This is a genomic window from Pseudomonas sp. MIL9, from assembly GCF_016887925.1.
Taxonomy (GTDB): Bacteria; Pseudomonadota; Gammaproteobacteria; order Pseudomonadales; family Pseudomonadaceae; genus Aquipseudomonas; species Aquipseudomonas mohnii.
In genome coordinates, this window is sequence record NZ_JAFEHE010000003.1 from 88,400 (window position 1) to 103,307 (window position 14,908).

Below are 14,908 nucleotides of genomic sequence, written 5' to 3' on the forward strand. Positions count from 1 at the left end.
CTTTCCCTTGGCTCATTAATGTCGCGGCAGCGTCATCCGGCGCTGTCGGTACCGATTCGGCGCCGGACGACGACCCCATAATAATGAGAAGAGGCACCCCTCATGCGCATGCTCCCCACCTGCTGCCGTTCCCACTGTTTTTCCTGGCAGGCCCGGATCGCCTGATCCCGATACCTTTTTCCCTGTAACAGCGTCAGCCGCGGCTGGCACCTGTTCGACTGCGTTTTTTGCGTGGAATAAAAATAATGAACCAGCCTCAGTCTGCTGTAGGTAACTGCCTCGACGTGCAGTCCTTCATCAACGCTCAACCCATTTCGCGCTATCAGTGGCGAGTGGTGATCCTGTGTTTTCTGATTGTCTTCCTCGATGGCCTCGATACGGCCGCCATGGGGTTCATCGCACCGGCCCTGTCTCAGGACTGGGGCATCGATCGCGCCAGTCTCGGCCCGGTGATGAGTGCGGCACTGATCGGCATGGTGTTCGGCGCGCTGGGCTCCGGCCCTTTGGCTGATCGCTTCGGGCGAAAAGTCGTACTGGTGGGGGCGGTGCTGTTGTTCGGTGCGTTCAGCCTGGCCTCGGCCTACAGCACCAATGTCGACCAGTTGCTCGTGTTGCGTTTCCTGACCGGCCTGGGATTGGGTGCGGGCATGCCCAACGCCACCACACTGCTGTCGGAATACACCCCGGAACGCAAGAAATCCTTGCTGGTGACCAGCATGTTCTGCGGTTTCAACCTTGGCATGGCCGGGGGCGGATTCATTTCCGCCAAGTTGATCCCGACGTTCGGCTGGCACAGCTTGTTGCTGATCGGTGGGGTCCTGCCGTTGATCCTCGGCGTCGTGTTGCTGCTGTGGCTGCCGGAATCGGCGCGCTATCTCGTCGTGCGCAACCGTGGCGACGACAAAGTGCGCAAGGCGCTGGCGCCGATCGACCCGACAGTGGTGGCCCAGGCTTCCAGTTTCAGTGTGCCGGAACAGAAAACCGTGAAGGCGCGCAACGTGTTTGCGGTGATCTTCTCCGGCACCTACAGCGTCGGCACGCTGCTGTTGTGGCTGACCTACTTCATGGGCCTGGTGATCGTGTACTTGCTGACCAGTTGGCTGCCCACCCTGATGCGTGACAGTGGCGCCAGCATGGAGCAAGCGGCGTTCATCGGTGCGCTGTTCCAATTCGGTGGCGTATTGAGTGCCGTGGGCGTGGGTTGGGCGATGGACCGGTTCAATCCGCACAAGGTCATCGGCACTTTCTACCTGTTGGCCGGGGTGTTTGCCTACGCGGTAGGGCAGAGCCTGGGCAACATCACGATATTGGCGACCCTGGTGCTGATCGCCGGGATGTGCGTCAACGGTGCACAGTCGGCAATGCCTTCGCTGGCGGCGCGGTTCTATCCGACCCAGGGACGTGCCACCGGCGTGTCGTGGATGCTCGGCATTGGCCGTTTCGGCGCCATCCTGGGGGCGTGGATGGGGGCAACGCTGCTGGGCCTGGGCTGGAACTTCGAGCAAGTGCTGACCGCGCTGGTGATTCCGGCGGCGCTGGCCACGACGGCGGTGGTGATCAAGGGCCTGGTCAGTCATGCGGATGCGACCTGACCGATGATCGGTAGTGAGATAACAATGTGTTCGATAGGCGAACGCTCATTCGATTATCGGATTGTTTGGCGTTTTTCAGGGGCTTAATCTTCAGTGATTCCGGCGCTGCGCATCGGCGCCATTTTCACTGTCGGTCAATACCAAGCGGAAGTCCGCCCCAATGGCTGTTTTGCCGATCACATCGATAGCACTGCCGACCCGACCGAAGTCGAGCTGACGGCACTGCGTGACCTCGAAGCCCGTACTGCAGCGGCCCACGGCCAAGCCCCAGGAGAAGCATAATGCGTGACGTTTATATCTGCGACGCGATTCGTACCCCCATCGGCCGTTTCGGCGGTGGTCTGTCGGCGGTTCGCGCCGACGATCTGGCCGCCGTGCCAATCAAGGCTTTGATGGAGCGTAATCCGTCGGTGGACTGGAATGCGGTGGACGAGGTGTTCCTCGGCTGCGCCAACCAGGCCGGTGAAGACAACCGCAACGTGGCGCGCATGGCGCTGCTGCTGGCGGGCTTGCCGCAGACCATTCCGGGCGTGACCCTCAATCGCCTTTGCGCTTCGGGTATGGATGCCATCGGCACCGCGTTCCGCGCCATTGCCAGTGGCGAAATGGAGCTGGCGATTGCCGGTGGCGTCGAGTCGATGTCCCGCGCGCCGTTCGTGATGGGCAAGGCCGATGCCGCGTTCTCGCGCAACATGAAGCTCGAAGACACCACCATTGGCTGGCGTTTCATCAACCCGTTGATGAAAGCCCAGTACGGTGTGGATGCGATGCCGCAGACCGCCGACAACGTGGCCGATGACTACGAAGTGTCCCGCGAGGACCAGGACGCTTTCGCCCTGCGTAGCCAGCAACGCACCGCCGTCGCCCAGGCCGCAGGCTTTTTCGCCGAAGAAATCGTCGAAGTGCGCATTGCCCATAAAAAGGGTGAAACCGTGGTCAGCCAGGACGAGCATCCTCGCGCTGACACCACCCTGGAAACCCTGGCCAAACTCAAGCCGGTCAATGGTCCCGATAAAACCGTCACCGCCGGCAATGCCTCGGGCGTGAACGACGGTGCGGCAGCGCTGATCCTGGCGTCGGCCGAAGCGGTGAAAAAACACGGCCTGACCGCCCGCGCCAAAGTACTGGGCATGGCCAGTGCCGGTGTTGCGCCTCGGGTGATGGGCATCGGCCCGGTGCCGGCGGTACGCAAACTGACCGAACGCCTGGGCGTGGCCGTCAGCGATTTCGACGTGATCGAACTCAACGAAGCCTTCGCCAGCCAGGGTTTGGCGGTGCTGCGCGAGCTGGGGATCGCGGACGACGCGCCGCAGGTCAATCCGAACGGTGGCGCCATTGCCTTGGGGCATCCGTTGGGCATGAGTGGTGCGCGCTTGGTCTTGACTGCTCTGCATCAACTGGAAAAAACCGGTGGCAAGAAAGGTCTGGCGACCATGTGCGTCGGCGTTGGCCAAGGGCTGGCGTTGGCAATCGAACGCGTCTGACACGCTTCGAAGACAAGAACAACAGAGGAATGCTTCATGACTGACAAGCCTGGTTACCGTCGCCCGCAGGAAGGCACTCAGCCGCCTTACCTGCACCCGACGTACCAATCCACCAACCTGCGCTCGCCGTCCAAGCCTCTGGTGTTCTTGCCCCATTCGCTGTCGGAAATTACCGGACCGACCATTGGCGCCGAGCGTATCCACGAGCAGGACAATGACCTGACGGCTCAGCATCAGGGCGAGCCGCTGGGTGAGCGCATCATCATCCACGGCCGCGTGCTGGACGAGAACGGTCTGCCGGTGCCGGGGATTCTGGTGGAGATCTGGCAGGCCAACGCCGCCGGTCGCTACAACCATGCTCGCGATCTGCACGACGCGCCCCTGGACCCGAACTTCACCGGCACCGGCCGCACCGTCACCGATGCTGATGGCTGGTACCAGTTCCAGACCATCAAGCCTGGTGCCTATCCGTGGGGCAACCACCACAATGCCTGGCGCCCGGCGCACATCCATTTCTCGCTGTTCGGGCCGAGCATCCTGACGCGCCTGGTCACGCAAATGTATTTCCCGGGCGACCCGCTGCTGGCGTACGACCCGATCTACAACTGCGTGCCCGACACCCGCGCCAAGGAACGCTTGATCGCCAGCTTCGACCTGGAAAAAACCATCCCTTCCTACGCCCTCGGTTATCGCTGGGACATCGTTTTGCGCGGCCGCGATGCCACGCCGATGGAGAAATAAGATGATGCTGACTGCGACCACATCCCACACCGTCGGACCTTACTACCACATCGGCTTGACCTGGCTGAACCGCGAAAACCTGACCGTCGAACAGACTTTGGGTGAGCGCGTGGCCATCACCGGGCAGGTGCTCGATGGCAACGGCGACGTTGTCAACGATGCGATGCTGGAAGTCTGGCAGGCCAACGCCGCCGGCAAATACGACCACCCGGAAGACGACCAGGACAAACCCCTGGACCCGAACTTCGAAGGCTTTGGCCGGATACCCGTGGATGCCGAAGGGCGTTTCCGTTTCACCACCATCAAACCGGGCACGGTTGAAGGCCTCAAGGGCACGACCCAGGCGCCGCACCTGGTGGTGCTGGTGTTCGCACGCGGATTGGTGAAGCATTTGCTGACGCGGATTTACTTCGACGGCGAACCGGCCAATGGGGCGGACCCGCTGCTCGAGTGCGTGCCGGCCGAACGCCGCGGCACCTTGCTGGCGAAGCAGGATGCGTCCGGTGTCTATCAGTGGAATGTGATTCTGCAAGGCACTGAGGCGGAGACGGTGTTCTTCGATTATTGAGAGCGCAGCACCCCTATAGGGAGCGACGTCGCTAATGCATCTGCGGAACGGGGCTGTTACAAAGTGTGTCTAGACTCACACTGTCCCCATTGAGTGAAAAACAATGACAACGACTACGGTTTCAGAACCGCTATACACCGGCGAAGAACGCAACAAGCGGATCTTCGCCATTGTCGGCGCCTCGTCCGGCAACCTGGTTGAATGGTTCGACTTCTACGTCTACGCCTTCTGTGCGATCTATTTCGCGCCTGCCTTCTTTCCGTCCGATAACCCTACGGTGCAACTGGTCAACACCGCCGGTGTGTTTGCCGCCGGGTTCCTGATGCGGCCGATTGGCGGATGGATTTTTGGCCGAGTCGCGGACAAGCACGGGCGCAAGAATTCGATGCTGATCTCGATTCTGATGATGTGCTTCGGCTCATTGCTCATCGCGTGCCTGCCGACCTACAACAGCATCGGCGTCTGGGCGCCGATCATGCTGCTGTTCGCCCGTTTGCTCCAGGGCCTGTCGGTGGGCGGCGAATACGGCACCACCGCAACCTACATGAGCGAAGTCGCGCTCAAGGGCCAGCGTGGCTTCTTCGCCTCGTTCCAGTACGTGACGCTGATTGGCGGGCAGTTGCTGGCGGTGTCGCTGGTGGTGATCCTGCAACAGTTCCTCAATGAAGACGAATTGCGCGCGTACGGCTGGCGGATCCCGTTCGTGGTCGGTGCGGTGGCAGCGCTGATTTCGTTGTTCCTGCGCCGGACGCTGAAAGAAACCACCAGCAAGGAAATGCGTGAAAACAAGGACGCCGGCAGCATCACCGCGCTGTTGCGCGACCATAAAGCCGCGTTCATCACCGTGCTCGGCTACACCGCCGGTGGCTCGCTGATTTTCTACACCTTCACCACCTACATGCAGAAGTACCTGGTGAACACCGCCGGCATGCCGGCCAAGACCGCCAGCTACATCATGACGGGCGCACTGTTCCTTTATATGTGCATGCAGCCGCTGTTCGGCATGCTCGCCGACAAGATCGGCCGTCGTAACTCGATGCTCTGGTTCGGCGCCCTCGGTACGCTGTTCACCGTGCCGATCCTGCTGAGCCTGAAAAGTATCAGCAGTCCGTTCCTGGCCTTTGTGCTGATTACCGTGGCGCTGGCGATCGTCAGTTTTTACACCTCGATCAGCGGCCTGGTGAAAGCCGAGATGTTCCCGCCGGAAGTCCGGGCACTGGGCGTGGGCCTGGCGTATGCGGTGGCGAATGCGATCTTCGGCGGTTCGGCGGAATATGTGGCCTTGAGCCTTAAAGCGGGGGGCATGGAAAATTCTTTCTACTGGTACGTGACCGTGATGATGGCGATCGCGCTTCTGTTCAGCCTGCGTCTGCCCAAGCAAGCGAAGTACCTGCATCACGACCTTTGATCCATACTCGCGGGCCCGAGTGGCCCGCGCTTCCAAGGACTGTTTATGAACGAGCGACCGGGCAATCAATTGTTCGATGCCTATTTCACTGCCCGCGATATGCGTGAAGTGTTCTGCGATCAGGGCCGGGTTCAGGCCATGCTCGATTTTGAAGCGGCGCTGGCCCGGGCCGAAGCTCGGGTCGGTCTGATTCCGCACACGGCGGTGGCGCCGATCGAGGCAGCCTGCCAGGCCGGTCATTACGATTTTGCGGCTCTCGGCGAAGCCATTGCCACGGCGGGTAATTCGGCGATTCCGTTGGTCAAGGCCTTGGGCAAACAGATCGCCGCGAACGATGCCGAAGCCGAGCGCTATGTGCACCTGGGCGCCACCAGTCAGGACGTGATGGACAGCGGTCTTGTCCTGCAACTGCGCCGTGCGCTGGAATTGATCGACAGTGATCTGGCGCAACTGGGGCAGACCCTCGCCACCCAAGCCCAGCGATATGCGGCCACGCCACTGGCCGGGCGCACCTGGTTGCAACACGCAACGCCGGTCACCCTGGGCATGAAGATCGCCGGCTGGTTGGGCGCAGTTACCCGCAGCCGCCAGCGCTTGCTCGAACTCAAACCGCGTTTGCTGGTGCTGCAATTCGGTGGTGCCTCGGGCACCCTCGCGGCGCTCGGTGAGCAGGCGATGCCGATTGCCCAGGCCTTGTCCGAGGAGCTGCACCTGACCCTGCCCGATCAACCCTGGCACACCCAGCGTGATCGTCTGGTGGAGTTCGGTTCGGTGCTGGGATTGATCGCCGGCAGCCTCGGTAAGCTCGGGCGTGACATCAGCCTGTTGATGCAGACCGAAGCCGCCGAAGTGTTCGAGCCCTCGGCACCGGGCAAGGGCGGTTCCTCGACCATGCCGCATAAGCGCAACCCCGTGGGCGCGGCGGTGCTGATCGGCGCCGCGACTCGCGTGCCGGGCCTGCTCTCGACGCTGTTCAGCGCCATGCCGCAGGAACACGAGCGCAGCCTGGGGCTGTGGCATGCCGAGTGGGAAACCCTGCCGGAGATTTGCTGCCTGGTGTCCGGCAGCCTGAAACAAGCGCTGTTGGTGACCCAGGGCCTGGAAGTGGATGCCGGGCGCATGGCCCGCAACCTCGACCTGACCCAGGGCCTGGTGCTTGCCGAAGCGGTGAGCATCGTCCTCGCACAACGGGTGGGGCGCGATACGGCGCATCATCTGTTGGAGCAATGCTGCAAACGCGCGGTGGCCGAACAGCGGCACCTGCGCGCAGTGCTCGGCGACGAGCCGCAAGTGACCGCCGAGTTGTCGGCGGCTGAACTCGATCATCTGTTGGACCCCGCCCATTACCTCGGTCAGGCCCGTACCTGGGTCGAGCGAGCGGTGGCTGAACATTCTGCATTGACTGCCTGAAGGAGATTGCTGTGGCTTTCGTACAACTCGCCGAGGGCGAATTGCATTACCAACTCGACGGTCCGGCCAATGCGCCGGTGCTGGTGCTGTCCAACTCCCTGGGTACCGACCTGCACATGTGGGACGCGCAAATAGCGGCCTTCACCGAGCATTTCCGCGTATTGCGTTTCGATACCCGTGGCCACGGCCAGTCGCTGGTGACGCCTGGCCCGTACAGCATCGAGCAACTGGGCCACGACGTGCTGGCGCTGCTCGATGCCTTGCACATCGAGCGTGCGCATTTTTGTGGCTTGTCCATGGGCGGCTTGATCGGCCAGTGGCTGGGGATCAATGCCGGCGAACGCTTGAATTCGCTGGTGGTGTGCAACACCGCGGCGAAAATCGGCGAACCGTCGGTGTGGAATCCGCGCATCGAAACCGTGCTGCGTGACGGCGCGGCGGCCATGGTTGCGCTGCGCGATGCGTCGATTGCGCGCTGGTTCACTCCGGACTTCTCCGCCGCCAACCCGGCGGCGGCCAAGCAGATCACCGACATGCTGGCGGCCACTTCGCCCGAAGGCTATGCAGCCAACTGCGCGGCGGTGCGCGATGCCGATTTCCGCGATCAATTGGCCTCGATCAAGGTGCCACTGCTGGTGGTTGCCGGCACCGAAGACGCGGTGACGCCGCCGTCCGGTGGGCACTTCATTCAGGAGCATGTGGCCGGCGCCGAGTACGCCGAGTTCTATGCCGCGCATTTGTCCAACGTTCAGGCCGGCGCTGCGTTCAGCGAGCGGGTACTGGCATTTCTGTTGGCTCATTGAGGGGACTGTCGTGGACGAAAAACAACGTTACGACGAGGGCATGAAAGTCCGTCGCGCGGTGCTGGGCGACGCCCACGTCGACCGCAGCCTGACCGCATTGACCGAGTTCAACTCGGAGTTTCAGGAAATGATCACCCGCCACGCCTGGGGCGACATCTGGACCCGTCCAGGGCTGCCGCGTCACACCCGCAGCCTGATCACCATCGCCATGCTCATCGGCATGAATCGTGAGGGTGAGCTCAAACTGCACCTGCGCGCCGCCGCCAACAATGGCGTCAGCCGTGGCGAGATCAAGGAAGTGATCATGCAGAGCGCGATTTACTGTGGCATCCCCGCAGCTAATGCAACGTTCCACCTGGCCGAGTCGGTGTGGGATGAACTGGGGGTTGAGTCGCGGGAGTAAGCGGCACCGATGCAAACCTGTGGGAGCGAGCTTGCTCGCGATAGCGGTCGGAATGTGACGCTGCCATCGCGAGCAGGCTCGCTCCCACAATTGACCGGGTGCCATGACGGACGCGGTCTAATGTGGGAGCGAGCCTGCTCGCGATAGCGGTGATGAGGTTTAGAGCAGGCTGATCGGGTAGCTAATGATCAGGCGGTTCTCGTCGAACTCGTTGTTGCTGTAGTCGCGGCGCATGGTCGAGTTACGCCATTTCAGGTTCAGGTTTTTCAGCGCACCGCTCTGCACGGTGTAGCCCAGTTCACTTTCACGACCCCATTCCTTGCCGTCGGTGATGTTGCCGGTGTGCACGTTGTCGCCGCTGATGTAGCGGTTCATCAGGGTCAGGCCCGGCACGCCGAGGGCGACGAAGTTGTAGTCGTGACGCACTTGCCAGGATTTTTCCCGGGCGTTGTCATAGCTGGAGTTGTAACTGTCGTTGGCCAGGGTGCCACCGCTGGTGCCGTTGACCCGCATCCACGGACTGTCGCCGGTGAGTTTCTGCAGGCCGACGTAAAAGGTGTTGCCGCCGTACCTGGCCGAGAACAGGCCAAACAGGGTTTTGTTGTCCAGCTCTCCGGCGCGGGCGCTGCCGTCATCCTTGCCGTAGAAGAAGCCGAGGTTGGCGCCCAGGGTCCAGTCGCCCAATGGCTGGCTGTGTACCAGGTTGATGAATTGCTGGCTGTAGATGTCCTTGAGTTCAGCGTTCCACACACCGATCTGGGTGCGTTTTTCGTTGAACTGGTATTCGCCGCCCTGGAAATTGAATCGATCAGAGGTGAACGCCGCTTTGCCGGTCATCGACATGTCGTTCATGCTGCTGTCGTCCCGTGGGCTGTTCTGCCGGAACTGGCCGCCGTAGAGCGTCAGGCCGTCGATTTCCTTCGAGGTGATCTGGCCGCCGCGGAAGGTTTGCGGCAGCGAGCGCCCGTCGTCCGAACGCAGGATCGGCAGCACCGGCATCCATTCGCCCACCTTCGCTTCGGTCTGCGACAGCTTGGCCTTGAACGCCACGTTGGTGCGACCGAAGTTGTCCGCCGGGCGACCATCGTGGTCCAGCGGCAGCAACTGCGTGCCACCGGTGCCTTTGCCGCCGTCGAGTTTCACCGAGTACAGTCCCAGCACATCCATGCCGAAGCCGACGGTGCCCTGGGTGAACCCGGACTTGGCATCGAGGATGAAACTCTGCGTCCACTCCTCAGCCTTGCCTTGAGCCTTGGTCGGGTTGGTGAAGTTGCGGTTGATGTAGAAGTTGCGCAGGTTCAGGTTGACCTTGGCGCCTTCGACAAAGCCCGACTCTTCGGCATGGGCGGGCAGGGTCGCGCTGGCCAGGGCGATGGCGATCAGGCTGGGTACGAAATACGGCGCGTTGGAAGGCGTCATGGGCTCGGGTCTCTCTAATTCTTGGGGATGAACGGGGGCATGCCGCAACCCGCTGGGTGCAGACAAAAAAACTCGGTCAATTCGGGGTGGAACCTGGGGATCAGCCGGACAGGGCAGGGCGCGGGGGCATGGTGTCGAACCTGTTGTTATTGGTTTTGTGGTTCGGATGGTGCTTGGAATGTACCAGATGGTTCAATCTGTAAAAGCAGGTTTTGGGCGATAATCGAACGCAAGATTACATATGGACATGGGGTGAATGTGCTGGCCCCATCGCGGGCAAGCCCGCTCCCACAGGTTTAGCGTGAGCTCACAAAGTCGAGCTCCACAGGGACACTGTGGCAGTGAGCTTGCTCCGGGCGGCGTTCCGACGATGGGGCGCTGCCTGACGACAAAACTTTTCCCGCCGCCAACAAAAAGCCCACCAAAAGGTGGGCTTCCTGTCATTCACAGCGCTGTCAGAAATACTTCATCTTCGGCGCTTCTTCTTTGAGCGGCTCGTTCTTCGCCGTCTGTTCGTTCCAGCCACCCCCCAGCGCCTTGTACAGATTGACCTGGCTGACCAGTTGCGCCAGACGATCGGTGACCAGCGTTTGTTGGGCGCTGAACAGCTGGCGCTGGGCATCGAGGAAGGTCAGGTTGCTGTCGACACCGATGCGGTAGCGGCGTTCGGCCAGGCGGTAGTAGTCCTGGTTGGCACTGACGAAGTCTTGCTGTGCCTGCAGCTGCTGGACATAGGTCTGGCGCGCGGCCAGGCCATCGGCGACTTCCTGGAAGGCCGTTTGAATGGACTTCTCGTAGTTCGCCACACCGATGTCTTTCTGGATCTTCGAGTAGTCCAGGCTGGCGCGCAGGCTGCCGGCGTTGAAGATCGGCAGGTTGATCTGCGGCTGGAACAGCCAGGTGCCCGAACCGCCCTTGAACAGACCGGACAGGTCCGGGCTCATGGTCCCGGCGTTGGCCGTCAGGCTGATGCTCGGGAAGAACGCGGCCCGTGCGGCGCCGATGTTGGCGTTGGCGGCCTTGAGGTTGTATTCGGCCTGGAGGATGTCCGGACGACGTTGCAGCAAGTCCGACGGCAGCCCTGGCGGTACATCGGCCAGCAGTTCGTCAGACAACGGTCTGGCGGCGGGCAGGTTGGCCGGGATGCCGGTGCCAAGCAGCAGCACCAGGCTGTTTTCATCCTGGGCGACCTGGCGGGTGTACTTGGCCAATTGCGCACGGGCGTTTTCCACCGAGGTACGCGACTGCGCGAGGTCCAGCGCCGAGGCGACCCCCACTTCGTTGCTGCGGGCGGTGAGCTTGTAGCTCTCCTCGAACGCACCAAGGGTGTCCTGGGTGACTTTCAGCAGTTCCTTGTCGGCCTGCCAGGTCAGGTAGGCGTTGGCCACGCTGGCTACCAGGCTGATCTGGGTGCTGCGACGGCCTTCTTCGGTGGCGAAGTACTTCTGCAGGGCTTCTTCGCTCAGGCTACGCACCCGACCGAACAGGTCGAGCTCATAGGCGCTGATACCGACGGTTGCCGAGTAGGAGCTGTTGATGCCCGCCTGACCGGTTTGCGAGGAGTCGGCCGGAACGCGTTGGCGGCTACCGCTGCCATTGGCCGAAACGGCCGGGAACAGGTCGGCGCGCTGGATGCGGTATTGAGCCGCGAAGGCGTCGATGTTCAGGGCCGCGACACGCAGGTCTCGGTTGTTTTCCAGGGCGACCTGGATCAACTGCTGCAGCGCCGGATCATGGAAGAACTGCTTCCAGCCTTGTTCCACGGCGGCCTGGGCGGGCGCCTGGGCTGGCGAGTACGCCGGCCCCTGCGGGTATTGATCCGCCACTGGCGCTTGCGGCTGCTGATAATCAGGTATCAGCGAGCAGCCACCCAGTACGAAGGCGGCGACTGCCAGGGAGAGTAGCGACTTGCTCATTAGCCAGCCTCTTTAGGAGTTTCAGTGGCGTCGTCCTGGTCGGCGTTTTTACGCTGGCCCATGGACGACACGGTGACGAAGAACAGTGGGACCCAGAAGATCGCCAGCACAGTGGCCGTGATCATACCGCCAATCACCCCGGTACCGATTGCATGCTGGCTACCGGAACCCGCACCCGTGGAAATAGCCAGTGGTACCACACCGAGAACGAAGGCGAGCGAGGTCATGATGATCGGTCGCAGACGCATGCGGCAGGCTTCGATCGCCGCATCGCGCAAGCTGCGTCCCTGTTCGTGGAGTTCCTTGGCGAATTCGACGATCAGAATGGCGTTTTTCGCCGCCAGACCGATGGTCGTCAACAGACCCACCTGGAAGTACACGTCGTTGGACAGACCGCGCAGGCTGGTGGCCATCAGCGCACCGATGATCCCCAGCGGCACCACCAACATCACTGCGATCGGAATCGACCAGCTTTCATACAGCGCCGCCAGACACAGGAACACCATCAGCAGCGACAGGGCGTACAACGCCGGTGCCTGGGAGCCGGACAAGCGTTCCTCATAGGACAAACCGGTCCAGGAAATACCGACACCCGCCGGCAGTTTCTGGGCAATGGCTTCGACTTCGGCCATGGCTTCACCGGTGGAATAACCTGGCGCCGGGGCACCGAGGATCTCCATCGCTTCAACGCCGTTGTAACGGGCCAGTTTCGGCGAGCCGTAGATCCACTCGCCCTTGGCGAACGCCGAGAACGGAACCATGGTGCCGGTGCTGTTACGCACGTACCACTTCTTCAGGTCCTCCGGGCTCATGCGCGACCCCGGCTGGCCTTGCACGTACACCTTCTTCACCCGACCGCGGTCGATGAAGTCGTTGACGTAGCTACTGCCCAGGGCAATCGACAGGGTGTTGTTGATGTCGGCGATGGTGATGCCCAGGGCACTGGCCTTCTCGTCATCGATTTCCAATTGATATTGCGGTTCGTCGTTCAGGCCGTTCGGACGCACTTGCGACAACACTTTGCTTTGCGCGGCCATGCCGAGGAACTGGTTGCGGGCTTGCATCAGTTTTTCGTGACCGATACCGGCGCGATCTTGCAGGAACACGTCGAAACCGGTGGCGTTACCCAGTTCCAGTACCGCCGGTGGCGCGAAGGCGAACACCATGGCATCGCGGAACGTGAAGAAGTGCTGCTGGGCGCGGGCCGCGACCTTGAACACGTTGTTGTCGGCGTTACGTTCTTCCCATGGCTTGAGCATGATGAAGGCCATACCCGAGCTCTGGCCACGGCCGGCGAAGTTGAAGCCGGTCACGGTAAACACCGAGTTCACCGCATCCCCTTCACCGCCATCCTTGCCCGGACGCAGCAGGAACTCACGCATTTCGTCCACCACCACCTGGGTGCGCTGGGACGTCGAACCGGCCGGGGTCTGCACCTGGGCGAACAAGACGCCCTGATCCTCTTCTGGCAGGAACGCCGTTGGAATGCGGGTGAACAGCCAGATCATGCCAACCACAATCAGCAGGTAAGCCAGCAGATACGGTGCCTTGTGCGCCAGTATGCTGCCCACGCCTTGCTCGTAGCGGCGCACGCCTCGGTCGAAATTGCGGTTGAACCAGCCGAAGAAACCGCGTTTTGGCGTGCCATGCTCGCCTTTGGGAATCGCCTTGAGCAGGGTGGCGCACAGCGCCGGGGTGAAGATCAGGGCAACCATTACCGACAGGGCCATGGCCGAGACGATGGTGATCGAGAACTGCTTGTAGATCACACCGGTGGAGCCGCTGAAGAACGCCATTGGCAGCAGTACCGCCGAGAGCACCAGGGCGATACCGACCAGGGCGCCCTGGATCTGGCCCATGGATTTCTTGGTGGCTTCCTTGGGCGACAGACCTTCTTCGCTCATCACCCGTTCGACGTTTTCCACCACGACGATGGCATCGTCCACCAGCAAGCCGATGGCCAGGACCATACCGAACATGGTCAGGGTGTTGATGCTGAAACCGGCCGCCGCGAGGATGCCGAACGTACCGAGCAACACCACCGGCACAGTCATCGTGGTGATGACGGTGGCGCGGAAATTCTGCAGGAACAGGAACATCACCAGGAACACCAGCACGATCGCTTCGACCAGGGTTTCAACCACACCCTTGATCGACTCGGTCACCACCGGGGTGGTGTCGTACGGGAACACCACTTCCATCCCTTGCGGGAAGAACGGCTTGAGGTTGTCGATGGTCTTGCGCAGGGCTTTGGCTGTATCGAGGGCGTTGGCACCGTTGGCCAGTTTCACCGCCAGGCCGGAAGCCGGAGCGCCGTTGAACTGGGCGTTGATGCTGTAGTTTTCGCCACCCAGACCGACTTCGGCGACATCCTTGAGGCGAACCTGGGAACCGTCCTTGTTGACCTTGAGCAGGATTTTATTGAACTGCTCGGCGGTCTGCAGGCGGGTCTTGCCGATGATCGTGGCGTTCAGCTGCGTGTCGGGCAGGGCAGGCAGGCCGCCGAGCTGGCCGGACGAAATCTGCACGTTTTGCGCGGCAATCGCGGTTTTGACGTCGATCGGGGTCAGGTTGTAGTTGTTCAACTTGGCCGGGTCGAGCCAGATACGCATGGCGTACTGCGAACCGAATACCTGGAAGTCACCGACACCGGCCGTGCGCGAGATCGGGTCCTGCATGTTCGACACGATGTAGTTGGACAGATCGTCCTTGGTCATGCTGCCGTCGCGCGAGACCACGCCAATGACCATCAGGAAGTTCTTCACCGCCTTGGTCACGCGGATACCTTGCTGCTGCACTTCTTGCGGCAGCAGCGGGGTGGCCAGGTTCAGTTTGTTCTGGACCTGAACCTGCGCGGTATCGGAGTTGGTGCCTTGCTCGAAGGTCGCGGTGATGGTCATGGTGCCGTCGGAGTTACTTTCCGAAGACACATAACGCAGGTTGTCGATACCGTTGAGCTGTTGCTCGATCACTTGCACCACGGTGTCCTGCACGGTCTGCGCGGAAGCGCCCGGGTAGGTCACGGAAATGGCGATCGCCGGAGGCGCGATGCTCGGGTACTGGTTGATCGGCAGTTTGAGGATCGAGAGTGCCCCGACCAGCATGATCACCAGGGCAATCACCCAGGCGAAAATCGGACGGTCGATGAAAAATTTTGACATGAG

11 protein-coding genes and 1 pseudogene are annotated in these 14,908 nt (G+C 61.6%); 9 read left to right on the plus strand and 3 right to left on the minus strand.

Features of this window, described 5'->3' with window-relative positions; all coding sequences use genetic code 11:
• The first annotated feature begins 245 nt into the window (after positions 1–245).
• The 9 genes and pseudogenes from JQF37_RS03655 (at position 246) to pcaC (ending at position 8,409) form a co-directional block, all read left to right on the plus strand.
• Complete coding sequence (locus JQF37_RS03655; protein WP_130210604.1) at positions 246–1,592, plus strand: MFS transporter; 1,347 nt, start codon at positions 246–248, stop codon at positions 1,590–1,592.
• 168 nt (positions 1,593–1,760) lie between these two features.
• A pseudogene (locus tag JQF37_RS03660) lies at positions 1,761–1,874 on the plus strand (CoA-transferase subunit beta); the annotation flags it as partial.
• Positions 1,871–3,076, plus strand: coding sequence for a 3-oxoadipyl-CoA thiolase (gene pcaF, locus JQF37_RS03665; RefSeq protein WP_189340476.1), 1,206 nt, complete (start codon positions 1,871–1,873; stop codon positions 3,074–3,076). The pseudogene JQF37_RS03660 and the gene pcaF, both read left to right, overlap by 4 nt.
• 36 nt (positions 3,077–3,112) lie before the next feature.
• Positions 3,113–3,817 carry a protocatechuate 3,4-dioxygenase subunit beta gene (gene pcaH, locus JQF37_RS03670; protein WP_130210600.1) on the plus strand — a complete coding sequence of 235 codons (705 nt, stop codon included), beginning with the start codon at positions 3,113–3,115 and terminating at the stop codon, positions 3,815–3,817.
• Between the two features lies 1 nt (position 3,818).
• Positions 3,819–4,385, plus strand: coding sequence for a protocatechuate 3,4-dioxygenase subunit alpha (gene pcaG, locus JQF37_RS03675; RefSeq protein WP_130210598.1), 567 nt, complete (start codon positions 3,819–3,821; stop codon positions 4,383–4,385).
• 103 nt (positions 4,386–4,488) lie between these two features.
• Entirely contained in the window at positions 4,489–5,793 is a 1,305-nt protein-coding gene (locus JQF37_RS03680; RefSeq protein WP_130210596.1) for an MFS family transporter, read from the plus strand.
• Positions 5,794–5,838: 45 nt separating this feature from the next.
• Positions 5,839–7,203, plus strand: coding sequence for a 3-carboxy-cis,cis-muconate cycloisomerase (locus tag JQF37_RS03685; protein ID WP_130210594.1), 1,365 nt, complete (start codon positions 5,839–5,841; stop codon positions 7,201–7,203).
• Between the two features lie 11 nt (positions 7,204–7,214).
• The gene (gene pcaD, locus JQF37_RS03690) at positions 7,215–8,006 is read left to right on the plus strand and encodes a 3-oxoadipate enol-lactonase (RefSeq protein ID WP_130210592.1); all 792 of its coding nucleotides are present in this window, start codon (positions 7,215–7,217) and stop codon (positions 8,004–8,006) included.
• A 10-nt stretch (positions 8,007–8,016) separates the two neighbouring features.
• Positions 8,017–8,409 (plus strand): 4-carboxymuconolactone decarboxylase, encoded by a 393-nt coding sequence (pcaC, locus tag JQF37_RS03695; RefSeq protein ID WP_130210590.1) that lies wholly within the window; start codon positions 8,017–8,019, stop codon positions 8,407–8,409.
• A gap of 159 nt (positions 8,410–8,568) precedes the next feature.
• On the opposite strand, the gene JQF37_RS03700 is transcribed toward pcaC, so the two are convergent.
• From JQF37_RS03700 to emhB, 3 genes are all read right to left on the minus strand, one after another.
• Positions 8,569–9,828: an OprD family porin gene (locus tag JQF37_RS03700; RefSeq protein ID WP_130210588.1), complete on the minus strand. Its 1,260-nt coding sequence runs from the start codon at positions 9,826–9,828 to the stop codon at positions 8,569–8,571.
• A 455-nt stretch (positions 9,829–10,283) separates the two neighbouring features.
• Positions 10,284–11,744, minus strand: coding sequence for an efflux RND transporter outer membrane subunit EmhC (gene emhC / locus JQF37_RS03705; RefSeq protein WP_130210586.1), 1,461 nt, complete (start codon positions 11,742–11,744; stop codon positions 10,284–10,286).
• Positions 11,744–14,905: an efflux RND transporter permease subunit EmhB gene (emhB, locus tag JQF37_RS03710; protein ID WP_130210584.1), complete on the minus strand. Its 3,162-nt coding sequence runs from the start codon at positions 14,903–14,905 to the stop codon at positions 11,744–11,746. Before emhB ends, emhC begins: the two co-directional genes overlap by 1 nt.
• Positions 14,906–14,908: the final 3 nt, after the last annotated feature.

Bases quoted from the DNA above. Each gene is read 5' to 3' on its own strand.
- JQF37_RS03655 (WP_130210604.1), top strand. From the start codon at position 246: ATGAACCAGCCTCAGTCTGCTGTAGGTAACTGCCTCGACGTGCAGTCC.
- pcaH (WP_130210600.1), top strand. From the start codon at position 3,113: ATGACTGACAAGCCTGGTTACCGTCGCCCGCAGGAAGGCACTCAGCCG.
- pcaG (WP_130210598.1), top strand. From the start codon at position 3,819: ATGATGCTGACTGCGACCACATCCCACACCGTCGGACCTTACTACCAC.
- JQF37_RS03680 (WP_130210596.1), top strand. From the start codon at position 4,489: ATGACAACGACTACGGTTTCAGAACCGCTATACACCGGCGAAGAACGC.
- JQF37_RS03685 (WP_130210594.1), top strand. From the start codon at position 5,839: ATGAACGAGCGACCGGGCAATCAATTGTTCGATGCCTATTTCACTGCC.
- JQF37_RS03700 (WP_130210588.1), bottom strand. From the start codon at position 9,828: ATGACGCCTTCCAACGCGCCGTATTTCGTACCCAGCCTGATCGCCATC.
- emhC (WP_130210586.1), bottom strand. From the start codon at position 11,744: ATGAGCAAGTCGCTACTCTCCCTGGCAGTCGCCGCCTTCGTACTGGGT.
- emhB (WP_130210584.1), bottom strand. From the start codon at position 14,905: ATGTCAAAATTTTTCATCGACCGTCCGATTTTCGCCTGGGTGATTGCC.